This is a genomic window from Vibrio proteolyticus NBRC 13287 (assembly GCF_000467125.1).
GTDB classification, from domain to species: Bacteria; Pseudomonadota; Gammaproteobacteria; order Enterobacterales; family Vibrionaceae; genus Vibrio; species Vibrio proteolyticus.
The window spans coordinates 48,971-75,373 of sequence record NZ_BATJ01000025.1 but is presented as its reverse complement, the minus strand read 5'-3'; the positions used below and the strand labels follow the sequence as shown (position 1 = coordinate 75,373).

Genomic DNA, 26,403 nt, shown 5'->3' with positions numbered 1-26,403 from the left:
TTATTATTTTTAAAGAGCTTTTCTAACTTACTCAGCAACTTAGTTGCTCGTCGTTAGGGGTGCGTATCTTACTCCGCACCGTGAGAGAGTCAAGCATTTTTTCAAATTTCTTTTTCTCTCGTTTCCGACTCGCTGTGTGACTTTCGTCTCACTCCGTGTCGGTGAGGCGGCATTATAGGGAGACACCAAAGGATCACAAGCGTTTTTTTGAAATTTCTTTTTTTTCGCTCAAAATACGGTCAAATCACTGAATATCGAATAAAATTTCAACATTTGAGGCGCATCACATCAATCGGTTGGAAAAACCTCAAGCATATACGTAAGATCTGTGTGACTATTTTGTAAACGATAGTTATCCCTATTTTCTTACTTATATATGTAGTAATTCAGTATGAACTCTAATAAATCGACCTTATTGATTGTCGCTCTGGCCGTACTGGGTGGCATCGTCTTCTCGCAGGTATCTCTCTCTCCTGCACTCACCTTCGTTATTGGTGTTCTCTCCTGCGCTTTTGTTCTTAAACTTTTGAACACCAATACTGAATCTGTAACCGATAACACCAACCCACTGACTAAAACGCTGTATGTTGGCAACCTGCCTTATAAAGCGAACGAGTCACATGTCCGCGAGCTGTTTGCCAAACATGGCGAAGTGTTCGCGGTACGCCTGATGAAAGATAAACGTACCGGAAAAAGGAGAGGATTTGGTTTTGTCGTGATGGCGGCAGCGGATGCTGAAGGCGCCATCCAGGCTCTGAATGAGCAGGACTATATGCAGCGCACGTTAAAGGTGCGGATTGCCAATGATCCTAAACATCCAGAATCGGAAAACGCTGAACAGGAGTAAAGCCCAGTTCGTGTAACGTTATATTCAGTGCACTTTCTTGCCAAGGAAGTGCACTGCTGAATATCTGATGTGTCCGGTGGTCTGCCTGACCACTTTCCAGGCGCAACAATTCTTTGACCCGGCGAGCGATGGCTTTCCCGGAATCCACCAGCATCACCTCCTGCCCCAGTACTTGCTCAATTTCCTGACGCAGCAGTGGAAAATGCGTGCATCCCAGCACCGCAACATCCACATGGCTTTTTAACGGTGTAAGAATCTCCGCCAACTCCTGAAGATCAACAGGCTGACCACGCAGCTTTTCTTCCGCCATATCAACCAAGCGGGTCGAGCCAAGCAACTCGACGGTTTTGTTGTTAGAAAAGTTACGGATCAAATCGCGAGTGTACTCACGTGTCACTGTTGCTGGAGTCGCGATCAGGCCGACGGCCTTATTGGCCAGTGACGACGCTGGCTTAATTGCCGGCACCACGCCAACCACTGGCACGGTCAATTGCGCGCGCAAGGAAGGCAATACGATAGTACTGGCAGTATTACAGGCGATCACCACAATATCGACCGGATGCTGCGCCACAAACCGAGTAATGCCATTGTGTACCCGTCGGATCAGTACATCTTGCGACAGTTCTCCATAAGGGTACGCTTCGTTATCGAAGATGTAGATGTAGTTGAGCTGCGGCAGCAGATCGCGGATCTCCTGATACACAGACAATCCACCCACGCCGGAGTCAAAAATCAATACGGTTTGTTTTTCTTGCTGCACCACACGGCGATTCCACGAATAAAGATGGGGAGATCATACTCGCTCTTTGGATTTTGGCAATTGGCATACTGTGTATCTTTGGTAAGAAAAGCGTGGGCCCTGCTCTACCTGCAACTTAGTCAGTTGCAATTGGCCAGAGAAACACGGTGCTTCGGTGACCAAAGTATGAAACTCGCCGTTTTCGCCACACGGATCAACCCCCGCAGGCAACTGCGCTAACAACTCATGGTTATACCAGCGCCCGCACAATTCGGTGGGTAAGGCCTCTCCGTCGATGGTCACCAATATGGTACGAATACCACGTTGGAGGATTTCTTGCGCCAGATCGCGACTGTCCTGCCCCAACAACGGAAACACACACTCCCAGCCAGCCGGTTCAATGTAACTGCGCCGGTACTGCTCTATTCCGTTACAGAACATATCACCAAAGGCCACAGCATCAATCGCCCACCCACTTTGTTTGAGTGCGGTGACGATCGTCGACTGATACACTTCATTAGATGGAAAAACGGTCGGCAAAGCGATTTTAAGCAAAGGCAGTCCGGTTAAGGCAGCCTGCTGAACCAGCACATCCAGCGGGGTGGCCTGAAACGGCACTTCTTCAGCAACGTAAGTGGTATACAGTCCGACGACCTGATAGGCCGGGTCTTCAAGCAATCTTTCCAGTGTCAGCGCCGAATCCTTGCCACTCGACCAGCTGACGATCACGTTTTTTGTCATGTCGTTTCCTCATAGAAAAAGCCGCCCTTGGGCGGCTTTCAATCAGAACTCGTAACTGGCGTTCAGATAATACGCGCGCTCAGGCGATGGGTAGCCTGCCGCTGTCTCGTAGTCTTCGTCAAACAGGTTGTCGACTCGCGCATTTAAAGTCAGATGTTCGGTGACAAAAAAGTTGGCCGACAGATCAAACAGATTGTAGGCATCCAATTCTACGTTATCGTAATCTGGGCGTGTACCCACATACTGATAGCCCAGTGACACATCAACATCCTCAAAGCTCGCAGTCGCGTTATATTTGAAGACTTTTTTGGCACGACGCAGCAGTTGTTCTCCCTGACTGTTTTCCGGATCTTTAAAGTCTGCGCTCAACTGATGCGAAATGATGCCGGTATCAAACTCAGTCACCAGTTCGACCCCGCGTAGCTTACTTTTCCCGTCGATGTTGTAGTATTTGGAGGTCACTAAATTATATTCGATCAGATCGTCAATACGCGTATCGTATCCAGTCACCGACCAAAACACGCCAGACACCAGACCACTGAACGTCAGTTCAGCCGACTTGGCTGACTCCGGGTCCAGATTGTCATCACCGTAGAAACTGTACAATTGGTACAGGTTCGGGGCTTTGAATGAAGTACCGTAAGACGCTTTGACCGTGAGAAAGTCGGCAAAATGATAACCAGCGCCCAAGTTATAAGTAGATTCACTACCAAACTGTTCGTTATCGTCGAGACGGGCAGACACTTCACCAAACAGTCGATCGAAATCAGCCGCCAGCACGCCGTAATACGCCCAGTTATCACGCTGATGTTGTCTATGGTTCGACTTTTCATCCAGTGATTCATCACGCCAGTCGATCCCTCCCGCCAGCGTCAATGCTTCGGTTAACTGATACTGAGCGTTCCATTGCAGATTAAACTGCTCCATTTCATCACGGGTACTACCGACACCATTTTTACCGCTTGCTTTGCTGTAATTCCATTCTTCCTGATTCTGCCAGTTAAATGACAGCTGCGAGGCCAAGGCCGCACGCTGAAACTCTACCCCCGCCGCGGCAGCGATATTGTCAACCTCAGCCTCTTTGCGATCGTAAGATGAAAATGACTGATAAATGTATGACCCGTCATACTGAGAAACATTGTCAAACGCACGCAGATTGGCGAACGCTTTCCATTCAGGTGTCAGTTGATGAGAGTACCCCACCAGACCATTACGCGACTTAAAGCCATGGCGATCGCCATCATTAAGTCCGGCTATCGGATGGACATTGTAGCCCTTGTCACTGTCGTAACCGAGCGCAGCATTCAGGTGGCCATTTTCTCCGACCTGCACACCCGTGGTCGCGGACAGCTCCTGATAATCCAGGCTGCCCAAGCCCGCTGCAACTTTGGTGCTCTGGTTGGTTTGCGAATTCGCCAGCGTGATGATGTTGATCACCCCACCAATGGCTTCCGAGCCGTAAACCGACGCGCGCGCACCGCGCACATATTCGATCCGCTCGACAAAGTTGATCGGCAACTGGCTGAAATCAATGCTGCCTTTCGCCGCACGGGCAAAACGAATACCATCGATCAGCACCAACACCTGATCGGAATTGGCGCCACGGACGAAAATCGACGCGTTCTGGCCTCGTCCGCCATTTTGCGAAATCTGGATACCTGTCAGACGACGAAACACATCGGTCAGGGATTTGGCCTGAATGCGCTCAATGTCTTGTCGGGTGACGACTTCAACCTGAGCGGTCAAAGACTGGGAATTTTGCTCAAAACGGTTGGCTGTCACGACCAGCGTGTCAGTGTGAGAAGCGGTTTCCTGAGCAACGGAAATAGAGGCGTGCGTAAGCAGCGATGCCACTGTCACCGCCAGAAAAGATTTGTTCATTATTGTCATCCTAAGTCGCGTAAATCCTACCCGGCCGGCATTCCTATGCCGACCAGGCCGCTGGCAGGTCTTCGGACTCAAGAGCTAGGCTTTCACCACCTACTACTCCGACTTCCCGTTTTCGCCACAAAAACAGTGTCCTATGGAGGTTCGTTCTCTTTTACCGCTGCGCGTCAGTTCTGGATTCGCACCAGATTCCCTTTTCAGCCATCTATACCGCTAAATGGCACCAGCCTGGCGATGATACTATTAAGCTATTGATAGTTTGTCTAGTTAAAGATTGGCATAACCTATAGTTTTACAGCCAGTATAGACAGCAATTCATCAACGGCACTGGACATCAGATGTGGATTGAATAAAATCTGCGCTCTTTATTTTAATGCACCCGAAAAGGTAACTTCATGGCTTCTCTCGATGTAAATCCACAACGCTACCAGCAGCAGTTGGCCGAAAAAACCGAGCGTCTGACACACATGTTCGCCCAGTTCAATGTGCCAGAGCTGGAAGTGTTTGAATCTCCAGAGCAGCACTACCGCATGCGCGCCGAATTTCGCGTGTGGCATGAAGGGGATGATCTCTACTACATCATGTTCAATCAGGAGACACGCGAGAAATACCGTGTTGATCAGTTTCCGGCGGCCAGTCGCCTGATCAACGATCTGATGCCGCTGTTGGTTGACGCACTCAAAGACAACGATTCACTGCGCCGTAAACTGTTTCAGGTGGATTTTCTCTCCACACTAAGTGGTGAAATTCTGGTATCGCTGCTGTATCACCGCCAACTGGATGACGAGTGGACCCAACAGGCCAAAGCATTGAAACAACGTCTGAACGATGAAGGCTTCAACCTCAACCTGATTGGCCGCGCCCGTAAAATGAAGATCGTCCTTGACCGGGACTATGTGATCGAAAAGCTCGACGTACACGGACAGTCCTACGTCTACCAGCAGGTGGAAAACAGCTTTACGCAGCCCAACGGCAAAGTTGCCGAAAAAATGCTGGAATGGGCGCTGGACTGCACTCAAGACAGCACTGGTGATCTGCTGGAGCTATACTGCGGTAACGGCAACTTCTCTTTAGCCCTGGCACAGAACTTTGACCGTGTACTGGCAACCGAGTTGGCAAAACCTTCGGTCGAGTCAGCACAGTACAACATTGCAGCGAATGAGATAGACAACGTACAAATCATCCGTATGTCGGCAGAAGAATTTACGGAAGCCATGGAGGGTAAACGTGAATTCCGTCGTCTCAAAGACAATGGCGTCGATCTCAAGAGCTACAACTGCAATACGATTTTTGTCGACCCACCGCGCGCAGGTATGGATGTAGACACCTGTAAAATGGTGCAAGGTTACGAGCGCATCATGTACATTTCATGTAACCCAGAAACCCTGAAAGAGAATCTGGAAATTCTGAGCGAAACCCACAAGGTGGCGCGTTTTGCGCTGTTTGACCAATTCCCTTACACCCACCATATGGAAGCGGGTGTATTGCTAGAGCGCATTAAGTAAGGCACTTAAAGGGATTTAATTATAGAAAAAATCACTCTGGGTACGGCTTGGGGTACGGGAATCTTGAAGTAATATAATCCTCCATCCACGCAGTATGTAGCAGATTAAGAAGTATAAAGTCAGATAACGTTCAAAAAAGAAGAGGATGCATTCTCACATCCTCTTCTTTTTAAAACACAATTGACAAAGAGCAATTATATTCAGAACTAGTGCTCACTCTTAATGGAGTGAAGATAGGTTGCTGTAGACACTGTTTTTTCAAACTCGACCACTTCCTGAGTTACATAAGTCATATGGTGCGCGGTATCAATTGCGACCCAACTAGTAGGGTTACCTACAAAAACTTTCCCTTTTACAGTTCCATAGTTTGCACACTTATCTATCATCATATCTCCCCAACTGAATTCTGCACCACAGAAATAGCCAGAACCGACTAGAGACTTACATAATCCATGCATTTGGGCGCCTTTCTCCCCTTGTCTTCTAGAATAACCGCGAACCACAAAGTAACTATCCTCTATGGTGTATCTAATTTTTCCATTGGCATCTGGTGCAATAGTTTCATCACCAACATTGGGGTTGGCTATTCCATAATCACCAAACACAAATTTAACGCTTGGGTTGAATGATCGCACTGACTTCCATACTTTGAATTCTTTTCTTACAACGATACCTGTAGAATTTTTCTTAGGCACCATTCCATTAATGTCAGAAGTAATTGAGCAACCAGCGATAGATATAAAGCTAAACTGATAATTTTCAAGAAGTGATAATGCTGTATCCACCTGAGCTTGAATATCAACTATTGAATCTTTTGAAACATCTCCAAAGTCTAGAATCACAGAGCACTTACGGGTGTCTATCCCCATAGATGAGACGATATCTTCAACAGTTTCTAAAAACAGTTCTTCCTCAACCATATCTTCAAAGGCGTATGAATCCAAACGAAGAATAAAACGATCCTTTGACTGAGCAAGAAGTTGTAATACTGTAGAGTATGCTGCATCTTCCCATCGGTCATACCCGATTACAGGTAAAACTTCGCACCCTTCGTTGGAAAGACAACTAGTGAAGACGGACAGTACGTGCTCACCATTCTCAATTGTGGAATCTGGTGCCCATGAATGGATATCGACACCAATAGTAGGTACTGAGATAGAAGAGCCTAGGCCTAAAGCACATTTGTTAATAAACTGCTCTCTAGGATTGCTAACCCCCAAGTACGTTGTTTCTAACATTTTGCTTGTTAGAGTCGGAAGTTCAAATACAGGTAGTGTGTGTAGTTGAACTGTGCGAGACAAATTCTTATATGCATTAAACTCGCCTTGTTTCGCTTTTAAAATAGGGACGTACTTAGGAGTCATAACTCGCCTCACTTACCAATATTTAGAAGGGAAGTGCTTTCTAACCTCCCCGTAACCAACTAAATCAGAGAACTGATTATATTTACCAGATTCTCGTCTTAGCCTTCCAGCGATGATGGCTGGATGAATATTCAATTCTCTAGACAAAGCATCGATAGTTGCACTACTCGGATTTAGGTATGCTTTACTCCGCTTCCAAACAACTCTTGGAATAAAGGTATCTCTGGCATATCTATTCGCCTCAGCTTCGAGCTTATCTTTACTCTCGGTATGATTTTCTAAATCATCTACAAATGTTTTATCTAGGTCGACATGCTTCCAGATATGAACAACTTCGTGGAGCAAGGTAAACCAAAAGTTATCCAGCCTATCTTGTCGTAATGACAGAGCAATTATAGGTCTGCCATCAGCATCTTTTAATGCTGCACCATCCACAGAAGTTCCTTTTAAAGCTGGCTCAATAACAACACAAATACCATTCTTCTCTAGATATTCTACCGCGAGCAATGGGCCATATTCAGACCAACTTAAATGCGCTAAATCCTTTAAAAATTCTTTTCCTAAAACACTAGCATCGAATGGATACTCTAGGTTTCGAGTTCGAGCTTTTTGTATAACTCTAGCTACCCAAGCATAAAGCTTATATTGGCTCAAAGGTGAATAAGCATCACCTGACAGAGTTCTTTTGAAGGATGCGCTCGCAGTTGATCCCCCAAGGCTACTGATAAAGTCTTTTACCTGCTCTTCAACATTCTTCTTTACCGTAGCACCTGTATCCTCAATCCAACCTCTTGACAGCATTTCTTTAATCGGAAATTTTGACCAATTGAATCCGGCTTTAGACGGATTTTCTGTAACTGCTCTATCATCCGTATCTAGTCCCAACAATGTTTGAGGAGCGATACCCAAGCCTACTGATAAAGCTTTAATCATCGGAACGGTTAATGGCCGTTTACCTGAAAGCACCTCTGATACTCTGCTCTTTGTTCCGAAATACGGTGCTAAATCAATTTGCTTTAATCCTTTCTCAGCCATTCTAAATTTAATAGCATCAATAGGATCTACCGGCTCGATTGCATAGTTCGAAGACTCATAGCTTTCAATCAAAACGGTTAACAATTCCAACCTCTCAGCGTCATCGGAACCAGGTGTTAAATTTTGTATAATTAGTGACTCAACTTCAGACATATACTCTTGATATTGGTCCTGAGTTCTAATCACTCTTGGTTGAGACTTACTCATTTGCTTATCACTTCATGAATCACAGCAATACCTCCGTTAAAACAGAAAGTGACTTTGATGCTTATATGGTCATAACCAAAAATAGGAAACATATAAGAAAAATCTTCTACATGCTCAACTCTTGGAAACGCATCGATCAATTCCATATCACTTCTCCAACTCGCATGGTTCATCTCTGCCACCCAAGCTGAAATCCAGATATCAATTTCGTTACTGATACCTATAATGGCGTTGAGCCTTTCTATACCTATCAAACGCATCAAGGTTCTCCATTTGGGAACATTATTGCACTAGCAAAAACAAAAATCAACAAAGTTCCACATATGGGAACAATCAACATGAAACTATATCCATAGATAGAATTGGGATTAAAAGAGCAAAATTCAACCAACATTATGTTTTTATTGATATTGAACTACTTAGTTTTTTACATACACTCTAGGCAAGAACACTAATACCCTAAATCCAAAAATCTTCAGGCATATGTCATCAATGTGAAACCCCATCATTGATTCCGACAGGAGCCAGAAATGAATCCCAAAACTTCCTATCACCAAAAGCAGCAACGCTATCAGGAAAATGAAATCCTAGAACATGCGGCTGAAATACTGGCTAACCGCTATGTGCGCGGTGATGCCCTAACCAAACCTGAAGCCACTAAAGAGTACGTTCGCTGCAAGCTAGGCAGCTATGAGCGAGAAGTGTTTGCCTTATTGCTATTGGATAACCAAAACCGATTGATTGAGTTTAAAGAGCTGTTTCATGGAACGGTGGATGCGGCCAGCGTCTACCCACGCGAAGTGGTGAAAACGGTATTAGATGTGAATGCCGCAGCGGTGATATTTGCGCATAACCATCCATCTGGAGACTCTACGCCGTCTCAAGCGGACAGACGCATAACCGAAAGACTCAAAGATGCGCTCGCGCTGGTGGATGTTCGAGTTCTCGACCATATCGTGACAGGCGATACCTGCACCTCATTTGCTGAAAGGGGGTGGTTATGATTGAACAACATTATGGCGAGCTTTCTATTGATGACACGTTACATGCGTCACTGGAAGCACTTCTTAATCGATACTCTCTCCCAGAGAATGCCGAGAGACTCGTACTGAACTGCCGCCAAATGAGTTACTACCAACATCGACAAGGTTTGCATCCGATAGAGGTACAGTTCAAACGCGAGTCAGATACTAGCCCTTGGCTGGTAGTCTTCTTTGCCAGCTTCTCTTACCCCGATGACAACAGCACAGCCGTTGAACCTGAGTTGTACTTTCATCTCGCAAACCAATGGTGCTACCAGCCTGATGTTGGGAGCACGGATTTATCCCACCCAGAGGTACAAGAGCTGTTCTCGGTCTGGATGAAAGCCTTTGCTCGCCACTTATCTCGAAACGTCTTTAATGACGTGCAACTAAAGATGGTCGGTACGTTCCACTAATTCCCACTCTGTTATTTCTTATTTGAATCCTGAAACAAGGAGGACTCACTATGTCTCAATTAACCTTCACTGCATCCACTCTACCTGTCTCTAGCACTCTGCACTCGCTGCTAAGTGAGCAACTCACCGGTCATTTACTGAGTAATGAAACTCTCGCCACCAGCCGTTATCTGGTGTTTAACTTTCGCGATAAAAGTTATAGCGCGGATGAAGGTGGCTTCCATCCGGTTGAGATGGCAATTTGCCACACCTCAACAGGGGAGTGGAGTATTGAGTACATCACCGACTTTGCTTACATGGGAAACTACTACCCAGAGCTAGAACGCAACTTGGATTTTGATTTTCGGGTTGGACAGTTCTTTGTGGCCTATCGTGGCTGGCTACCAATGCAGGGTAGCCGTGATGCTAAAGAGCTCTATCAGTTGTGGGAGAATAACTTTCTTGCCTATGTCCATATGGACGCTTACAACGAGATAGCCGTCACCCCGCAATAACTCATGACTTCCCTTCTCCTTAACACCATCAAGCTTGTCACCGCTCTTATTACTCTGTTTACCCTCTCTCCTTTCTTTGGCGCTATCGGAACTCTGACGACGTTAGGGTTTCTGGTGGTGCTGTTGATTGGGTTATTGACAGCGATTGCCGAGCTCAGTGATAAGCATAAGCCTCGTTAATGTTAATCGGCTCACGCTTTGGTATTGCCGATTGATGCTGTTTTCACCGTTGGACATTATGTGTCTGACCCACCTCTATTCTCCCGACATTAAATGTCCACCTCCGGTCTTGGAGCTTTGATGTATTGAGAGTGTAGTCATGAGCAATAAAACCAGCATTGAAGGGTTATCCGCTTTGCTGCACACGCTGATGCTTATTCCTCAACATCGTTGGATTACCGTTAGGGAGTTGCAGCAGCAGTTAGCCCTACTCGATATCCACCGCACCACTCGCAGCATTAAACGCTACCTCGATGAAGTCATTGTGGACGTATTTAACGTGGAGTGTGATTCGATGAGCATGCCCCATGTTTATCGGAAAACCTCTGAGCAATTATGGAAGTTCAACAAGCAGGAAATGCTCTATTGGCAGTTGACAAATAAGTACTTACTGCCGCTTGTTCCTGATGCACTGAATTATGGACAAGGTCGCTCCTCGGAGAGAGACAAACCCTTACCCCACAAGGGTTCAGCGCATTCAAAAGAACAAGAATGGTTAGCTAAAGTCCATGTATCACTACCCACTATTCGTGAGTGGAGTCATGAGCAGCGGCAAGTACTGAATGCGGTACACACGGCATTACTCAACAACCGTATGCTCAACATATCGAGTCAAGTTTTGCAGCAAGAGAAAGCGCTCATCGAACCACTGGGACTCTCGGTTCAATGTGACGCGCTCTTGCTGCTTTTTCGTTTATCCGGTCAACCCACGATACGCACCCTAGCCGTACCTCTGATTGATGAGGCCAGTGTATCGACGTTTTCTTTTATCTATCCCACCGATTTCAACTTAGAGCAGTTCATGCATGAACACGCTGAAATCCGTGCATCCCAAATTTAACTCACCACTACGGAGAGATACCTATGAATACCTTAACTCAAACCATCATGATGTGCATGCTGATTCTCGGAGTCACCGCTTGCAGCGAACAGGAAGAAGCACAAACCGTCACCAGCGATATTGAAGTGTCGATATCCACCAACCCACATTGGGGAACACTAGCCTTTGATATCCAAGCCGTTACTGACAGCACAGTAATAAGCAATGTCATTGTCAACCGAGGTAACTGCCGCCTACCCGCTGGTACGGCCTCAGAGCTCTCTAGAAACGTTCAATTGAAGTTCGGTGAAACCTACACCGGATACAGTAACAACTGCACTGTAGACAGCGTGAAAGAAATCGAAGTCACCTCAAGCTCAGGCACCTTTGTTTACACCTTCTAACTCTCGACAAATCCAACTTTACCCAATAAGGAAACACCATGAGTCACACTACAACGAACATTCTCGTTCTACTCGCAACCCTAATCACACCTTTTGTTTTCGCTCAGGGAGGCGGAGCATTAGGAGGTAACCCATCTGTAGATACAGGCGCAGTCAACATCAGCATTGGAAAATGTACTCAATACAAAATGGATGCAAAAGCAGCACAAGAAGCAGGTAAGGACGTATCGACTATAACCGTTCCTGCTGGCTGTGAAGCAATCAAAGAAAAGTGATACCACGAGCAACGGTAAAAACGACAATGGGGAGCAATTACGCTCCCCATTCTTTTTTTGTCTCAATGCATCAGTTTGAAAGTATATGTTATCTGTTAAAAAGCGACTTTACTCTTCAATACTTGCTTCTGATGAATCTTCTATCTCCAGCATTGTTGATAAGATCAATGTACCCCCTATTGAGCCAGTACAAAACCGGCAACTCACTGTTCAAAGTAACCCTCTTCGCCTTCTAGCCTCCAGTCTACTTTCTTTGATAATGCACCCTCTCCACATCATCAGTTCCGACTCTATACACTACCTGTGTAGAGAACCCTCGCTCATCAATATACTCATCCATCGCCCCAACTTTTCCAAGAACAGGAATGCTTTTCTCAGGACGTTCATTTGATGGAAGACCAAGGGCATTCCTAACCTGAATACGTTTAGTTAATAAATTAAGCGATCCCTCATAAAAAGCGGGCTTAGTCACTACAATAGTGGTTAGCTCAGAAGTTTGACGATCAAACCTGAGCTCTACGCCAGAAGAGTCAACACATATATAGAAGGCATCACTTTTAGAGTTCAACACTTCAGGCACATTGCCTCCAATCAGAGATAAGAAGGCTGACTGCTTTAGTAAAGCATCGTACTTCTTCCCCAGAAAATCCCTGTAAGTCATCATTTAGTACCAACCATTTTTTGTGTTAATTTCATGCAGTTGAACTCTAGCATTCTCTAGCTCTTGCTCAGTATAACCTTCGTTTTTCAAACACCCTTTGATAGCATCAAAATTCGAGTTTACTGCCGCCTCTAAATCACCAGCATCAACTTGCTGCTTATTGGCTTGATTTCTACCGCCATATGTTTCACTACATTTTCGATGCACTTCCTGAGGTATAGCAATAGCAGCAGCACTATTAATTAACTCACGCTCTTGATCTTTAGTAAGAGTTTGACCTAATGCACTTTCTAGTGCTCTTCTTAACGCAGCTTGAGATGGAATATGATCTATATCCATTCCATCCTTTTTGCTTCTTGGCGCTAAGTCTCCGTAAGTGCCCACTTCCAATGGTTTTACCTTAGTAATTCCGGCACTACGCTTATTAAATACTAAGTACAAGGGCGACAGTCCCGCATCAGTAGGAAAAGTCACTATATACTCAGCAAGATCTTCCTCTGGATAGAGAACCGTGCCTATCTCTTGTTCGTGTTCTTCAATCGGGCGTACCCAGATATTGTGAACATCAAGCTGATCATTTTCGGGTAAGACTGTATCGGGTGTCAGCACATCCGTTGAACCATCGGGCGTCCACGTTATAGTAATACCGCTGTCTAACTCCGCAACAAAGTTCTGTCCTTGTTGCACAGCCTGACGCTTAGCCACTAGATCACCATATGGACTGCCTTCACCCGTTTTGATACCAACCACTTGTTGTTTGCCATTTTCGTCCGTGTACATATTGAAACGTACGCGCATCGTAGTGGTGTCATTAGTAGAGATATCAGAATTACCTTCTAAGGTTCCATCACCAAGCTGAGAAGGCCATAAGGCCGCAACTAGAAAACCGCCCATTCGAGCAAAGCCCGCTAGCGCCTCTCCTGAAATCGACCATGTCCCAATCGTATTGGCCGTATTGGTACTCAGAATCCCAAGGTTCGTCACCGCAGATTTCGCGGGAATAGCAAGTAGTGCTGCTTTACCATAATCAGTGGCTCTTGAAGCTGTTGTGATTGTGGCTAAGTTCGTGACAGGAAGTTCTTTCCCAAATAAACGGTCACTATTGATCGCTTTGAACTGGGTTTCTGCAATGAATATATCTGAATAATCGTAATGGGTGTTCGCTATACAGCTATAGGTACAAGGTGGCAGCGGCGGCAATGCGGTTTCTTTGTCTGACTTTATCGTCTCCGCAGAGTTTGCTACTGGCCGTTTAACGATAGATTGTTTTGGTGCTGCAAGAAGCTCACTGATATTAAGCTTGATACCGTGCTGAGCCACCCAGTCGTCATTGAGGTTATCGAGCTCTTCTCGGGTGATCTGCTGTTCAAGGTAAACAAGGCTCTGGTTTTCAACGTCTTGGCCTGCGAGTTTCCAGTACACTAAGATAGCACTTTGCAGTCGGTTGTAGCCTTGCTCATCATTCAGTTGCTCATGCGTGGAACATGTAGCGTAAAATGCCCACTTGCCCTCACCCAGCAGCTTGTACTCTTGCACTAATCGGTCGTTATGAAAGTGGTAATAATAACCTTCCGTCGGCAGTCCTAATCGCTCTCCTAGCTGCACCGATGGGACGACTGGGATAAACGCTTCTTCCACAACACCGGAGCCTATTGGTTTCACTTGCACGCCGTCAGGTACGTTGATGCCCATTGAACTATCCGCCACTTTCGCAAACAATTTTTTCGGCTCATCAAAGGCAGTATGGGCGGTGTATTTAGTACCGTATTCTGTAGGCTCCGTCTCCCAGCGACCAATCATGGCTTCTTGCTTAGTCTTACCCAGTTGAAACGCACAGCCTACGCTTTTTCTTAACGTTTCGTCGGAACAAGCGACCTCAAAACAATATTCATATTTGAGCTTAGGTGGTGCATCAGAAGTATCAGGCTTAATGGGCTCAGGGACATAGGTCTCTTCGATACTTGGAGCGTATGCCGCACGGCTTTGACTTGACGCTGCTCTACTTACCGCTCCACGAGATATTTTCGCTCTAGAGAGAAAGGCATTTTTTGCCTCTGGCGATAAGGCCTCTTGCCCTTCAGTAGACAAGCTCCACGATTTACTCATTCCATTTCTAAGCATCACTGGCTTAGATGGAGTGTCCGTCAACAGGGCCAATTCACCACTTTTGAGTTTGTCCATAAAGCGAGAGAAACTCATGCCATGAGGGATTGCAGAACTCAGTGCCCTTTCCGTTAACCTTTCGATATCCCCTTCGACTTGACCGAACTCATGCGTCATCAGTTCCGTTAGCCGTACTACTCTATAACTCACTGTAAATTCCACCGCCACTTTTTAATGAGGCCTATTCTACTCAATCCATAAAGGGAGCAGGACTGATAACCTCTATTTGTTCTCAACAATGCGCTAGAGTGTGACCGTTGTTCCTTCAACCTCTTATGTTAATAACTCACTCATCAATAGGTTTTATCTCTTTCGTGCATCAACACTCAAATAGATAACTCTGTAGCGGTACTCGTTGCTTCCCAGCCTTACACGCAGCATCATTGAACTACACCTAGGTGTTCTCACCTTTAATTCGCCGCTTGCTCATAAGGACATGGATTTGATTGATATAGACTCTGAAAAGAAAATTGCCGTTTTAATCGACGCAGAGAACGCACAATATGCAGTTTTAGATTTTGTGCTCAAAGAGCTCTCTAAACACGGACATATTCTGGTAAAAAAAGCGTATGGTGACTGGAGTTCAGAATGTTTAAAGAACTGGAAACAACCACTCAATGAGTTGGCAATTAATCCAATTCAGCAGTTTTCGTACACGCAGGGCAAAAACTCCTCTGATGCTGCCATGATCATTGATGCCATGGATTTGCTCTACTCAAATAAGTATGACGCTTTTGCTCTCATCAGTAGCGACAGTGATTTCACCAAGTTGGCTTCACGCCTCAAAGAGTCTCAAATTTATGTCTTTGGTGTCGGTGAGAAGAAAACACCGCTCGCCTTTCGTAATGCTTGTGATGATTTTATTTACACTGAAGTCCTTAAAGAACGATACGCGCCAAAAGAAGAAGTCACTGCCGTCATTTCAGACAAACCCAAGAAAGCAGAGCCTCGCGAGACTCGCAATAAACTACGAGGTGATACGAAACTGTTGAATATCCTACGAGGCGCTGCCAGTGAATACCAAGACGAGGACGGCTGGTCTTTTCTGGGCCAATGTGGTGGCCTAATCAAAAGACAATACCCGGACTTCAGCTCAAAAAACTACGGGTTCAACACTCTGAGCCAACTCATTGAGGCGACTGAACTGTTTGAAATAGACAAAAGGCAGACTCAAGCAGGGGCGGTACATATCTACATTAGAGATCAACGAAAAAGTACTTAATCACTCCCAGTAACTTTCGCTCTTTCCCCCCTCCCAATCACTCTCCGTATTCATGCATGATGGTTGTCGACGAATATTCGTCGACAGCCTCAACAAAAAGGAGCAACCCATGGGAAATAAACAACAATCAGGCAACAACGCCCCGCTATGGCCGACCAAAAATGGCACCTCGAATCCATCAGGTGGAGGTCGCTCCAACAATCCGCCAAGCAAAAAATAGAAGCAAACCTAGGCTGCCATAGTGCAGCCTAGGGAGCGTAGTGTTGGAAGTAACGCTGGTAACGATTTGTCGTATAGATATCAGGTAGCGCACAGCCCCCCTCCTTATCAAGCGCTCTCATAAACAGTGCGTATACCAGCAAATCCGTACCTTGACGCCCTACATCCATGTTGTCAAAAAACGTACTCAAGGCTTTTACAGAGGGGAGGCTTTTTCCGCTACGCCACTCTTTAAAACGATCTTGTTGTACATCGCGCTTTAGCACACCATTTCGCTCATGCTCACTAAAAGGTAAGGCAACATACTCCGATAACTGAGCGTAAGTCTGATTAGTCTGCTCTTTTAATAGGCCAAAAAACTTGCCAAGGAATGTGTTCTCTTCTCGCTTAAAAACCTGCCCGAACACCCCGTATTGTCGGGCATACGAACTAGGAGTGTACTCTTCATGGTGTTTATCCCAATCTTCAAGAAACATTGCATCAATGACCGACATTAAGGACAACCAAAAATCATGCTTGAAACACAGCATAGCCTGCTCAGTTTCTTGTGAGGCAGATTCACTTGGCGATTTGAGCCAGTTTTTTACAAGCACCTTTTCTGGCTCACTGAGCAACGTAAAATCGAGAACGGGCAGGTAATAGCCTGAGATTAACTCACTTTGGTTGCACTCATTGATACCAGGCGCATCCTGCATAAAAGCCAACTGTTTTTGATAGGCGGCGCAGCGCCTATCGATATAGCTAACCAAGAGCCCGAGATTCAACTCACCAGACGTCGAAGACAACCCTTGCTGAACGCCTTTAATAGTGTGTGACCACCAAAAAGATAAGTCTGCTTTATGAATACCACCATCGGGGAAAGAAACGTTAAGGGACCATCCTTTACGAACAAACACTCTCGCCAGTTGCCAAGCAAACTGACGTATCGATTTCCACCGTATTCCCTCCTTACTTATGTTATCAAGCGTGCGGTCTGTCGGCAGCTTACTCTTGACCACTGACGCATTTAACCACTTTATTTTTTCTCTGGGCGAGACAGGAAGCCCCAGGAATTCTGAGACTTCATCAGGTGAAGGCAGAAACGGGTTACCCAGTTTGATGATGGGTATTTTAAACTTTTCATTGGGCATTAGGAGTCATTAGGTCATCAGGCAATACCCGCACGTTAAGAGAAACCATCGACACCATCAATACCAATAATAAATAAGAATAACAGCTTGTGGGGTACATCCCACAAGCTGCGTGCCACTGACCTTATAACGCCGCGGCTTCAACCGCTAACAAGTCAGCTCTCTCATTTCCTTCAACACCAGAGTGTGCTTTTACCTTTTCAACTTCAACATACTTCCTAGAACTCAGCTCATCCACTTGTTGCCACAGGTGACGGCTCTTGACGGGTTTCTTATCCGCACGGCGCCAACCTCGGTCTTTCCAATCGTCCATCCAGATGTTGAAACCTTTTACACAATAATCACTATCTGAGTAAATCACGTCCCCATCTTCTGCGTACTCCAACGCCTCAACCAAGGCCAGTAGCTCAAGTTCAGCACTATTCGTTTTGCGGTCAATGGTAATGCTCTCTTCATGAACAATCTCATTGTCTTCATCCATGACCACCAGCCCGATGCCACCTCGTGTACATCCGTGTTGGTTGTTTGGTGCTGCGCCGTCTACGTAAATTGAATAACTCATTTTTTTATCTCTCTCTAATTGAAAAAGGGCGCATGACTTTGCTTAGCCAGCGCCCTGTTGATGTGTAATTTAATGTTTGTGTTACTGAAAAGATTCTTGGTTGTCTCGCAGTGCTAGACGCGATTCCATCCATTCTTCGATTTCACTTTCTAGCCATCCCACAGCTCTCCCTCCCAATGGAATGGTTTTTGGAAAAACTTCATCGGCCATGAACTTGTAGATAGTGGAACGGCCTAGCCCAGTTAGTGACATCACGTCTTGTAGTCTTAAGAACCTCATTGTCATTGGGAATTATCTCCTGTGTATATACTCATGAGATAAGCCGCTACTGTAAAAAAATGCAGTCGGTCTACTCTGAACTAGAGCCAAAGAAGTAACGCTGCTCATTCCATGCTTCAGCAAGACTGCTCATGCGATGAAAGACACAACGCTTGATGTTCTTGTCTTGCTCCCTACAGCGTGTCCCCAAGCCATAGTTTCCTCGGTCATTGAGAAACACCAATGAGCGCGCTTTGCCGCTGTAGTGCTTTTCTATCGCTTCTTGCCAAGCCTCTTTAAGGTGCTCAACCAATTCGTTGCGTTTTTCCCAGCAAATGGCGGGGCCAAAATGCTGGCTGTAGTCAGTAAACAGCATCACGCGATAGTTGTGGGATGGCACCTTGTCCTCTCGCTTACGCCATACATAGAACACTGAATCCGTATCGAGCTTTTCTTTAAGCAGCGTAAAGTAATCGTTAATTATGCTGAGGTCGGTATCTTGGTGGTCTTCTGGTAGAAACAAATCCAAGCGCGTAGCCAAGGCCGCGTCAAACGCCTCCGTTGCTTGTTCAAAGACTTCCGTCATTCTGGTTAAGGCCGATTCGTATAACCCCTTGTCACTGAAAAATACGGGGTAGTCGTTAAACGTTTTTGAATGGGTAATGTTGGGAAGGTAAGTATTGTTAGACATGAGTAATACCTCTGAGTCTGTGAATGACATAGGTATTACTCGCGCTGTATTTTTTAAGGTGAGTCGTGACTGCAACCAAAACTCATGCTGCGGTTCTCGCCCTCTAGGGAGACGGGCTTCGCTAGACGACTTATCCGATAGAAGAGCTCATTTAACTGCAATGGGAATGCTTCATCCCCTTTTAGAAGTTCGTACATGTCATCAGATGGAGAATACGCCAGTCCTAAACATCTTCTCCCATGGTCTTCTTCCACGGCTCTATCCCATGCTTTTCTGACTCTGGACAAGTAGCGACTCCTCCCGTCTCCACTTTTGCCTAAACAAAGATAAAGGCGCTTATTAAAGAATAAGACCAGGTGGTACTGGCTGGTGGACTCACACGCCTTGAACCAAACATGACGTATGACCGTTTGATGATATTGGTGAGGCCTACGCCTGTACTTCATTAGACACAATTCATTGGTTTCCGACTCCAAGGTACGAAAGAAACGACTGAATACCTCAAAATGGTTTCCATCAAAGTCACTTGGTAGACGTACATTTAAGTGAGCGACACAAAGCTTAGGGTATTGGCCGAGCGCTTCAGTCAGCACTCGGTCGATACCCTCCAAGTACTCAAGGACAAGACCATCCTTGTGGTAGTAGAGCGGCTTCCCATTAAACGTTCGGTCGTGGGTGATGGTGAGGTGGTTAGACGTGTGAGCTCTTTGAAAAGCCATCTTGAATTGATTTGGCATAATGAGTTCCTGTGGTTTGTTGTTAATCCCACAGGAACTGCGACTACCGTAATTTTTAAGCTATTTACGACTATGGTCGAAGTTGTTCATACGTTTGCCAAAGTGCTTCGTTCTTCTCTTCGCTAGGTAGCTTAGTCGATAAAAGACGGACTGAAACACCTCCTCAAACTCCTCAGAGTTACGTAGCAAGTGATACTGTCCTTGTTTGGAGAAATGGATAGCGGGTTTCTCTTTTCCTGAGTAGATGGCATCCACAGAGCGCTTCCAAGCATTACGGATACGGTTAGCCAAACTTTGCTGATATTCACCAAAGTCCCCTAGAGAACGAAAGACGTTCCGGTCAAAGATAAGCGCAACGTGGTAATGACTGCTCGTTGAGGTATCACACTCTTTAGCCCACACATAACGAATGGTGGTTTCACGATAGGGTTTGCCATTTAACCGAGCACTACGTCTTCGATATGCCGCTACCTGAGACTTAAGAGATCGAAAGAAACGAGTCATCACTGCTGAATCATCCCCTCTAAAGTCTGTTGGTAAGTTGAGGTCCACTCGAACGATAAAAAGTCTCGCATATTGCTCTAGAGCTTTCTCAAGGACTGAGTCTATCCCTTCTAGGTATTCAACGACCAACCCCTCCTTGTCGATGTATATCTTGTTTCCGTTGAAAGTAGGTTCGTGTGTGATGGTTAGGTTTTTAGACATGATGGTGACCTATGTTTTGCTTCTGACATAGGTACTGAGAGTGACGTTATTTTCTAAGTCTCTCTTTGGGTAAGGGATGGGTTCCCCTACCAAGATGTCGAGTGATGAGGTAGTTGGTTGAGGTGTGACATTAGGTTAGTAGATGGGTAGGTATATATTATTAATTACCGATCTCCCTCGATTCACTCCCCTCTGTTTTTAAGCGATTACTGAGTCTTCACATCAGCTAAATCTACCCAGATCACCTTCATTTTTATCAATAATCACGGCTCATGCATTTTTACTTCAGGACTTCACTCACATAAAAAGTGAAAATAATAAATTAAAATATATATAAATATCATCGGATTACACCATGCCAGCCATAAATCAGAGTGAAAGTCATGCAATCAATCGACATAGATGAAGGCACATCAGTAGAAACTACAACCATGAAGGAAACACCAACACTCGATCCGAACGCTAACATGGAAATCATCAATTTTATTAACTCTTACGATGTTAAAGGGAACTGTTACCTTTACCATGAAGGAGAAGAAAAACTGGTTCCGATACTTCTTCGGCCAGATGACAGAAAGAAAGTCAATCTCATGAAAGAGCTAGAAGAAGCTCAAACCATGAAGCAACTCAATGAGACTCGCCTATTCAAAGAGCACCCATTTCTAAAAAAACAAAAGCGGATTATTCTGCTACCGTATTCTTCAATTTCAAAAAGCTATATGCCGACGAGCCACTATTCCGAGAGAGATATTAATCGAACAAACATCATCAACACCTTTTGGAAAAGCGAACTCGAACTGCATTATGATGCTGCGGAAGCATCGATTCTGGTTTGCTCGTTTTTAGCCAAAAATATTGATCGCAATACCCACGGTTTAGGGATAAGCCAAAGCAATATTGCGATCATATTGGGAATGAGTGTTCGACGAGTATCAGATACTTTAAAACGACTTGAGCAACTCGGTTATGTGGTACGACACACAGAAAAAGCCAAACGAGGGAAGTTAAGTCTTGGCACTTTTATACAGGTAACAGAGGCTTTTTCGTCACAATTTTTGCCCCCTAAAAAGCTCGAGGAAAAGTCAGAGCAAAAGCAAAAACAGAGTTCTGAGCATCAATCGCAAGAGCCTCCTGAGAAGCGCTATTTCCAATTTTTGCAAAGTTTGAGCAATCTACGACTGGAATTAAAGAGCTTTATCGTGAATAGCGAGGAACCAATACCACCAGCCGTTTTACAGCAAATCTTTAAAGTTTTAGAGTGAAAGTCATCTAGAGCTATAAAAGGACTGTTCATCAAAGAGTCATAGACTCTGGAAACTCTCAACACAAGCATTGAGGCTCCCAGCTATTTCCTTTCCTGATCATACTTTGCTTTAGATTATAAATAGTTATAAAGCCATTGATGGCTCATCACAGATCAGTGTCGCCGTCATTCTAGTACCTATAGACCAGTCGAAGACTTGCCTTGAGTAAAGACCAATAATTACTGCCAAGTAAAGCCCACTCTAGCTTTTAGGGACATAGGTGATGTCTCCGCCCACTTTAATTCGGATCCGATGCATCAAAATTCTGAGCCAATAGGTTTGGCGCAAGAGGCATTTGATGCTTGCTGTCCGGAGTACACTTAAATTCACAAGCTGCTTTCAGCGTCAAATTTTGACGCTTCATACTGGCCTTGTTGCGTAATAGTGAATGTGCTTGTAATGGTCAACTAGATTTGGAGACTGTTTTAGGCACTTTTTAGTAAATTCATCTCATATTCTACTGGGGAGATGTTGCCCAACTTGTGGTGTTTTCTTTTCTGATTATAAAATGGCTCAATGTAGTTGATTATATCTGCAATAGCTTGGCTTCTTGTCTCATAACGACGGTAGTTAACTCGTTCTGACTTGAGACTTCTAAAAAATCGCTCTGTTACTGCGTTATCCAAACAGTTTCCAGCACGGCTCATACTAGATTCAACACCAAACTCTTTTAGTGAGCTCTGATAAGCAGCACTCGTATACTGACACCCTTGGTCGGAGTGAAAAACCACGTTACGACAAGCTCTGCGTTTTTGTACCGCTAGTCGCAATGCTCGAGTAGTCAACTCGCTATTTGGTTTATCAGAGAACGCCCAACTAATTACACGACGAGAGCATAAATCCATGATGATGGCGAGATATAACCAACCTTGTTGCGTTCGAATATAGGTGATATCACCCGACCAATACGTATTGAGCTGCTCAGGGTTAAATTGGCGATTTAGTTTATTAGGGGCAATAACTGATGCTACGCCGCCAGATGGATATCGATGTTGCTTTGGTCGTTTTGCCACTAAGTTAAGCTTCTTCATCCAACGGCGAACCTTTTCAAGGCCAACTGAGAACCCCATATCCTGTAATTCAGATACCATCCGCCGCTTACCATAGGTCGCATCCATGTCGTTATGAATTTGCTGCATTGCGGCTTTTAATCGCACCATTTCAGCGTTGATAGCTTTGGGCTTTAAGCGATAATAAAATGAACTGGCAGCGAGTGTTAAACAACGGCAAATCTGTTGTACTGAGTAGCCTATCTTCTTCAGTTTTACCGCAACTATTTGTTTTTGTTCATTTCGATGGCGAAGAAGGCCGAAGCTTTTTTTAACAGTTCATTGTCACTTTGAAGTTGTTTGAGTTGCTTCTCTAACTCTTGAATCCTGAGCTGTTCTGGCGTCAAGGCCGTGACCTTAGATGTAACTCCTGATAACTCTTGTCGATATTGTGTAACCCAACGTTGAATCGACGACAAACCAACGTTCATTGCTGCGGCAGCATCTTTGTGACTGTTACCATGAGTGATAACTAGCTCAGCACACTCACGTTTGAATTCAGGCGTAATTTTTCTTGGCATTTTTAACCTCTTTAGTTGTATGAAATCATGCCTCTAAACAGGTCTCCAATTTAAGTCTACCGTTACAGCTCTGTTTTAGTACCACTAAACAGAGCAATCATCTCTACCTACCGATTTCCCAAACAGTCAGATAAGGGGTGAGCTGCCTAAGGTTTGATAGAGAGAGGTAAAGAATAGTGAATAATTCTTTTACGCAACAAAGCCCTTCATACTGGCAACAATATTTTTTACATCAAAATTATCACCATTCTCAGTCAATTCTTTCTGAGTAACCTTGTGGCGATGCTTAATCCAGGAATAACGTCCACTTTATAAGCCCCGAATAATTTAGCTATACAGACAAGACTGAAACGCAGTAGGTATTCGAGCATAAATTCATAGCAATTTACTTTAGGTTCCTCCACAAAACAGATAGCTTTTTACGATACCTAGCACTTCAGCTTAGTTAACTACCTGGCTTTGCGGCCTTACACCAACCATAGAACTGAGATTCATATAAAAGTAGGAACCTCAGCACTCCTAGAGGCTCAGCTATAGATTCAGGAGATTGGATAATATGTATATTCTTGGTCACTAGTACCTTTAATCACTTAATTTTGTATCCAAAACTGATGGTGCGGATCAATAGTATGCCTCAAACCGATTTTGGAAATTTATGAGTTAGAGGTAACTCTGATAAAAATGAAAAAGGAGATCATATCGACCTCCTTTTTTAGATTCGCACTCTCGATACACGCAGTCTAATGCCGATAAATAATAATCATAATATTCAATTATTTATAGCATTATAGATTGAATGTTTTGATCAACATTGTGCCACTCCTAGCGACTGTAATTCACAGCAAATGGAGCACTTTAGATGCAACTACGGTTACTAATTGTCTGCCGCTACGTTATCAGCAAGTTCAATCAACTTGTCAAAATCGAAGTCTGGTTCTGGATGATGCGTCTTGAACCAGACGTAACCATATAATGGTATATGCTCAGGTACTACTTCCAACTCTCTGAAGATTGTTGCCATAGCATTAATACTCTGTCCAGAAGTCGTTACATCATCCAAGAACACTACCGCTGAGATATCATCAGGTAAATGTCCTAATACGCCTCTAAACAATCCCATAGTCTTTAATTGGTCTTCAATACAACGCTTACCTTTCTGAGCATGGGTAGGCATTTTCGGTTGGAATCGTTCAATCAGAAGATTTTCATGAATCAATTTAAAGTTGATATCTTTTTCTTTGTTAAGCCATTGCTCCCACCATGTTGCTATTAACTTCACAGTGTGAGTTTTATTGCACTCTGCGGGAACACTGCTAGGTACTGGCACTAACAATACTTTACCTGTGACACCCTGTTCTTCCAGCCAACGTTTAAAGAAAAACTTGTAGCCACCAGCCTTCTGAATCAAATGCTTCGCTTCAGCAAAACCTCCGCCTTGCTTATAGAAACGTTGTGGAACTTTCTTCCACAAGTCACTTTCAGGAACATCCTTTGCTGGCTTCAGCATCCAGTTAACTTCAAAGAAGTTAGCGGTATAGTTAGGATTATCGAACTCATGGAATTCCGGTACGTACTCACGAGCGTGGCCAATGGCTTCTACTTCATGAACTTGGTAGTTCTCAAGATCAATCGTTTGAATATCCCAATCGTCTTGAAAGTTTGGCTTTTCATAATCAAAAGCCTCTTCTCCACCTTCAATGAATTCCTCAACATAACCCTTTAGTTCGTCTAGTGTGGTGGCTGTTCTAGTAGGCTTACATGTATGGAAAGGAAACATATGATCGTCAGCATTATAGCCCCATTTTGCCCATACTGAAGGGCTTTCACTTTCATGACCAAAAAAGATATCTCGTGGGCTATCGCCTACAACAAGGAAATCTGATACAACGTTCTCTTCAACCAACTCATATCGTTTGACATCTTCGATCAATGTTTCCCAATCAGTACAAGGCTTGTGCGCATTACCGTAAATGAAATCAGGTTGAATCTTAAAGCCCTGCTTCTCTAGGACTTTCTCACAGTACAAATGAGGGGAATCAGAAAGGATAATAGGTAGAGTATCAGACTCACCAGAATTGAAGCGCTCAACAAGTGAATTGACGTACTCAACCGTATCAGCGAAATAAAGTTCAGTGACGACTTCGCCAGAATCCAGCTTTTCTACAATGGCTTCTCTTCCGGCTCGAGTTTTTAAGTAATCTTGGCAAGTGGTAGTATTAACCAGTGTAAAGTCCAGATCAAAAATCAATAGTTTCATGTGCAGACCTCTGCAAAAACAATGAACCTATTACCTGATCACTTTTAGATTATCTTTGTATTTGTGAACCCATTGATACTCAGGCTCATAGATGTTGTTTTCTAGTGCATACAGTTGTTTCCCTTGTTCTACGCAATGCCTTATTGCGTATTGAGTTCCACTTCTGTCACCAGCACGAGCAACAACAACACCTTCGGTCGATAGCCCTACGGTGGTTCTATTCCTGTTTGCAAAGAAAGAACCAAAACTGCGAATTCCTATCGGATACTCAGAAACCAAAAGATGATTCTTGGCAATTTCGTCTTGGAGTTCCTTATTATCTTTAGGAAAGTATTGGTCTAAAGGCGTACCTAGAACGGCAATTGTTCTACCGCCATGCTTGATTGCCGCTTGGTGCCCTAATGTATCAGAGCCAGCAGCAAGGCCACTGACAATTGCCTGATAGCCAGCGCTAAGCATTCTTGCTATTACCGCATCACCATGGCGTACATGTTCTGGGTTATATAGTTCACGAGTGCCTACAAACGAAATGGTTTTATCCAAATGTAATAGGCTCGTATCACCACGGCAGTAAAGTACTGGTGTTGCACCCTCGACAGACTTCAACTTCTCTGGATATTCGGGATCATTAATCGTAATGACTTTAAAATCAAAATCGATTTTGCTGTATGCCTTATCCAATTGAGATTCGATTTTTTCCTCTATCGGAATCATCCCGAAGTGCTGATTATAGATGTCTTCTAAAGACCCTATATTCGTCAGCATTTCCCTCAATTTTTTGTTGGATGTGACACTACCTGCCGACACTTTTTTTGTAAGAATCAATGCGGCATGACACCAAGCAAGATTTTGATCTTTGTTCAAATTAATCACGATAATACTCCAATCACTTGTGAATCTATGCTACTGGAAGCACTGAGCGCAACTGAATATGACCTCTTTTTGTCTG

At 44.5% G+C, this 26,403-nt stretch carries 29 protein-coding genes, 2 pseudogenes and 1 riboswitch; of the genes and pseudogenes, 11 read left to right on the top strand and 20 right to left on the bottom strand.

The window, feature by feature from the left end; all coding sequences use genetic code 11:
- Positions 1–391: 391 nt before the first annotated feature.
- Complete coding sequence (locus VPR01S_RS20045) at positions 392–847, top strand: RNA recognition motif domain-containing protein (RefSeq protein WP_021707205.1); 456 nt, start codon at positions 392–394, stop codon at positions 845–847.
- Here the strand turns inward: VPR01S_RS20045 and murI are convergent.
- The 3 genes from murI to btuB are packed head-to-tail and all read right to left on the bottom strand — an operon-like array spanning position 810 to position 4,208.
- On the bottom strand, positions 810–1,610 hold the full coding sequence (gene murI / locus VPR01S_RS20040) for a glutamate racemase (RefSeq protein WP_021707204.1): 801 nt from the start codon (positions 1,608–1,610) through the stop codon (positions 810–812). The genes VPR01S_RS20045 and murI overlap by 38 nt on opposite strands.
- 30 nt (positions 1,611–1,640) lie before the next feature.
- Positions 1,641–2,327 carry a Dph6-related ATP pyrophosphatase gene (locus tag VPR01S_RS20035; protein ID WP_021707203.1) on the bottom strand — a complete coding sequence of 229 codons (687 nt, stop codon included), beginning with the start codon at positions 2,325–2,327 and terminating at the stop codon, positions 1,641–1,643.
- 42 nt (positions 2,328–2,369) lie between these two features.
- On the bottom strand, positions 2,370–4,208 hold the full coding sequence (gene btuB, locus VPR01S_RS20030; protein ID WP_021707202.1) for a TonB-dependent vitamin B12 receptor: 1,839 nt from the start codon (positions 4,206–4,208) through the stop codon (positions 2,370–2,372).
- 45 nt (positions 4,209–4,253) lie between these two features.
- Positions 4,254–4,457: riboswitch (cobalamin riboswitch) on the bottom strand.
- A gap of 152 nt (positions 4,458–4,609) precedes the next feature.
- Between btuB and trmA the strand changes: the two genes are divergently transcribed.
- A complete protein-coding gene (trmA, locus tag VPR01S_RS20025; protein ID WP_021707201.1) occupies positions 4,610–5,719 on the top strand; it encodes a tRNA (uridine(54)-C5)-methyltransferase TrmA in 1,110 nt (369 codons plus the stop codon).
- Between the two features lie 206 nt (positions 5,720–5,925).
- On the opposite strand, the gene VPR01S_RS20020 is transcribed toward trmA, so the two are convergent.
- Genes VPR01S_RS20020 through VPR01S_RS20010 form a run of 3 tightly spaced genes read right to left on the bottom strand, consistent with a single transcriptional unit; the run spans position 5,926 to position 8,585 of the window.
- The gene (locus VPR01S_RS20020; RefSeq protein ID WP_021707200.1) at positions 5,926–7,083 is read right to left on the bottom strand and encodes a beta family protein; all 1,158 of its coding nucleotides are present in this window, start codon (positions 7,081–7,083) and stop codon (positions 5,926–5,928) included.
- Positions 7,084–7,095: 12 nt separating this feature from the next.
- Complete coding sequence (locus VPR01S_RS20015) at positions 7,096–8,325, bottom strand: ImmA/IrrE family metallo-endopeptidase (protein WP_021707199.1); 1,230 nt, start codon at positions 8,323–8,325, stop codon at positions 7,096–7,098.
- Positions 8,322–8,585, bottom strand: a complete 264-nt coding sequence (locus VPR01S_RS20010; RefSeq protein ID WP_021707198.1) for a hypothetical protein — start codon at positions 8,583–8,585, stop codon at positions 8,322–8,324. The genes VPR01S_RS20015 and VPR01S_RS20010 overlap by 4 nt, the downstream gene beginning before the upstream one ends.
- 270 nt (positions 8,586–8,855) lie before the next feature.
- On the opposite strand from VPR01S_RS20010, the gene radC reads away from it, so the two are divergent.
- The 7 genes from radC to VPR01S_RS19975 all read left to right on the top strand — a co-directional run bounded on the left by radC (position 8,856) and on the right by VPR01S_RS19975 (position 11,975).
- Positions 8,856–9,329, top strand: a complete 474-nt coding sequence (radC, locus tag VPR01S_RS20005) for a RadC family protein (RefSeq protein WP_021707197.1) — start codon at positions 8,856–8,858, stop codon at positions 9,327–9,329.
- Positions 9,326–9,763, top strand: coding sequence for a DUF2787 domain-containing protein (locus VPR01S_RS20000; protein WP_021707196.1), 438 nt, complete (start codon positions 9,326–9,328; stop codon positions 9,761–9,763). Before radC ends, VPR01S_RS20000 begins: the two co-directional genes overlap by 4 nt.
- 50 nt (positions 9,764–9,813) lie before the next feature.
- Positions 9,814–10,257 carry a DUF2787 domain-containing protein gene (locus tag VPR01S_RS19995; protein ID WP_021707195.1) on the top strand — a complete coding sequence of 148 codons (444 nt, stop codon included), beginning with the start codon at positions 9,814–9,816 and terminating at the stop codon, positions 10,255–10,257.
- 3 nt (positions 10,258–10,260) lie between these two features.
- On the top strand, positions 10,261–10,437 hold the full coding sequence (locus tag VPR01S_RS22895) for a hypothetical protein (protein WP_021707194.1): 177 nt from the start codon (positions 10,261–10,263) through the stop codon (positions 10,435–10,437).
- A gap of 139 nt (positions 10,438–10,576) precedes the next feature.
- Positions 10,577–11,317 carry a hypothetical protein gene (locus tag VPR01S_RS19985; protein WP_021707193.1) on the top strand — a complete coding sequence of 247 codons (741 nt, stop codon included), beginning with the start codon at positions 10,577–10,579 and terminating at the stop codon, positions 11,315–11,317.
- Between the two features lie 23 nt (positions 11,318–11,340).
- Complete coding sequence (locus VPR01S_RS19980) at positions 11,341–11,700, top strand: hypothetical protein (protein WP_021707192.1); 360 nt, start codon at positions 11,341–11,343, stop codon at positions 11,698–11,700.
- A gap of 38 nt (positions 11,701–11,738) precedes the next feature.
- Complete coding sequence (locus VPR01S_RS19975; protein WP_021707191.1) at positions 11,739–11,975, top strand: hypothetical protein; 237 nt, start codon at positions 11,739–11,741, stop codon at positions 11,973–11,975.
- A 244-nt stretch (positions 11,976–12,219) separates the two neighbouring features.
- Here VPR01S_RS19975 and VPR01S_RS19970 read toward each other — a convergent pair whose 3' ends face one another.
- Both VPR01S_RS19970 and VPR01S_RS19965 read right to left on the bottom strand, forming a co-directional pair.
- On the bottom strand, positions 12,220–12,639 hold the full coding sequence (locus VPR01S_RS19970) for a DUF6392 family protein (RefSeq protein ID WP_236612147.1): 420 nt from the start codon (positions 12,637–12,639) through the stop codon (positions 12,220–12,222).
- Positions 12,640–14,916: an S-type pyocin domain-containing protein gene (locus tag VPR01S_RS19965; protein ID WP_021707189.1), complete on the bottom strand. Its 2,277-nt coding sequence runs from the start codon at positions 14,914–14,916 to the stop codon at positions 12,640–12,642.
- Positions 14,917–15,241: 325 nt separating this feature from the next.
- Between VPR01S_RS19965 and VPR01S_RS19960 the strand changes: the two genes are divergently transcribed.
- Positions 15,242–16,021, top strand: coding sequence for an NYN domain-containing protein (locus VPR01S_RS19960; RefSeq protein ID WP_021707188.1), 780 nt, complete (start codon positions 15,242–15,244; stop codon positions 16,019–16,021).
- A gap of 248 nt (positions 16,022–16,269) precedes the next feature.
- Here VPR01S_RS19960 and VPR01S_RS19955 read toward each other — a convergent pair whose 3' ends face one another.
- The 6 genes from VPR01S_RS19955 to VPR01S_RS19930 all read right to left on the bottom strand — a co-directional run bounded on the left by VPR01S_RS19955 (position 16,270) and on the right by VPR01S_RS19930 (position 20,323).
- Complete coding sequence (locus VPR01S_RS19955; RefSeq protein ID WP_021707187.1) at positions 16,270–17,370, bottom strand: hypothetical protein; 1,101 nt, start codon at positions 17,368–17,370, stop codon at positions 16,270–16,272.
- 124 nt (positions 17,371–17,494) lie between these two features.
- The gene (locus VPR01S_RS19950) at positions 17,495–17,932 is read right to left on the bottom strand and encodes an RNase H family protein (protein WP_021707186.1); all 438 of its coding nucleotides are present in this window, start codon (positions 17,930–17,932) and stop codon (positions 17,495–17,497) included.
- Positions 17,933–18,013: 81 nt separating this feature from the next.
- On the bottom strand, positions 18,014–18,211 hold the full coding sequence (locus VPR01S_RS19945; protein ID WP_040903195.1) for an AlpA family transcriptional regulator: 198 nt from the start codon (positions 18,209–18,211) through the stop codon (positions 18,014–18,016).
- A 70-nt stretch (positions 18,212–18,281) separates the two neighbouring features.
- Positions 18,282–18,881 carry an inovirus Gp2 family protein gene (locus VPR01S_RS19940; RefSeq protein WP_021707184.1) on the bottom strand — a complete coding sequence of 200 codons (600 nt, stop codon included), beginning with the start codon at positions 18,879–18,881 and terminating at the stop codon, positions 18,282–18,284.
- Positions 18,882–18,934: 53 nt separating this feature from the next.
- Positions 18,935–19,618 carry a YagK/YfjJ domain-containing protein gene (locus tag VPR01S_RS19935; RefSeq protein ID WP_021707183.1) on the bottom strand — a complete coding sequence of 228 codons (684 nt, stop codon included), beginning with the start codon at positions 19,616–19,618 and terminating at the stop codon, positions 18,935–18,937.
- 60 nt (positions 19,619–19,678) lie between these two features.
- Positions 19,679–20,323, bottom strand: a complete 645-nt coding sequence (locus VPR01S_RS19930) for an inovirus Gp2 family protein (protein ID WP_021707182.1) — start codon at positions 20,321–20,323, stop codon at positions 19,679–19,681.
- A gap of 383 nt (positions 20,324–20,706) precedes the next feature.
- Here VPR01S_RS19930 and VPR01S_RS19925 point away from each other — a divergent pair, with 383 nt between their 5' ends.
- A complete protein-coding gene (locus VPR01S_RS19925) occupies positions 20,707–21,585 on the top strand; it encodes a winged helix DNA-binding protein (protein ID WP_021707181.1) in 879 nt (292 codons plus the stop codon).
- Between the two features lie 132 nt (positions 21,586–21,717).
- On the opposite strand, the pseudogene VPR01S_RS22445 reads toward VPR01S_RS19925, so the two are convergent.
- The 6 genes and pseudogenes from VPR01S_RS22445 to VPR01S_RS19905 form a co-directional block, all read right to left on the bottom strand.
- Positions 21,718–21,997: pseudogene (locus VPR01S_RS22445) on the bottom strand (DDE-type integrase/transposase/recombinase); the annotation flags it as partial.
- 55 nt (positions 21,998–22,052) lie between these two features.
- Positions 22,053–22,889, bottom strand: a complete 837-nt coding sequence (locus tag VPR01S_RS19920) for an IS3 family transposase (RefSeq protein WP_040903191.1) — start codon at positions 22,887–22,889, stop codon at positions 22,053–22,055.
- A gap of 11 nt (positions 22,890–22,900) precedes the next feature.
- Positions 22,901–23,197 carry a transposase gene (locus VPR01S_RS19915; RefSeq protein WP_021707179.1) on the bottom strand — a complete coding sequence of 99 codons (297 nt, stop codon included), beginning with the start codon at positions 23,195–23,197 and terminating at the stop codon, positions 22,901–22,903.
- Between the two features lie 204 nt (positions 23,198–23,401).
- Positions 23,402–23,598 (bottom strand): annotated as a pseudogene (locus tag VPR01S_RS23260) (IS3 family transposase); the annotation flags it as partial.
- Positions 23,599–24,071: 473 nt separating this feature from the next.
- Complete coding sequence (locus tag VPR01S_RS19910) at positions 24,072–25,454, bottom strand: HAD family hydrolase (protein ID WP_021707178.1); 1,383 nt, start codon at positions 25,452–25,454, stop codon at positions 24,072–24,074.
- A 30-nt stretch (positions 25,455–25,484) separates the two neighbouring features.
- Positions 25,485–26,327 (bottom strand): DNA processing protein DprA, encoded by an 843-nt coding sequence (locus VPR01S_RS19905; protein ID WP_021707177.1) that lies wholly within the window; start codon positions 26,325–26,327, stop codon positions 25,485–25,487.
- Positions 26,328–26,403 lie beyond the last annotated feature (76 nt).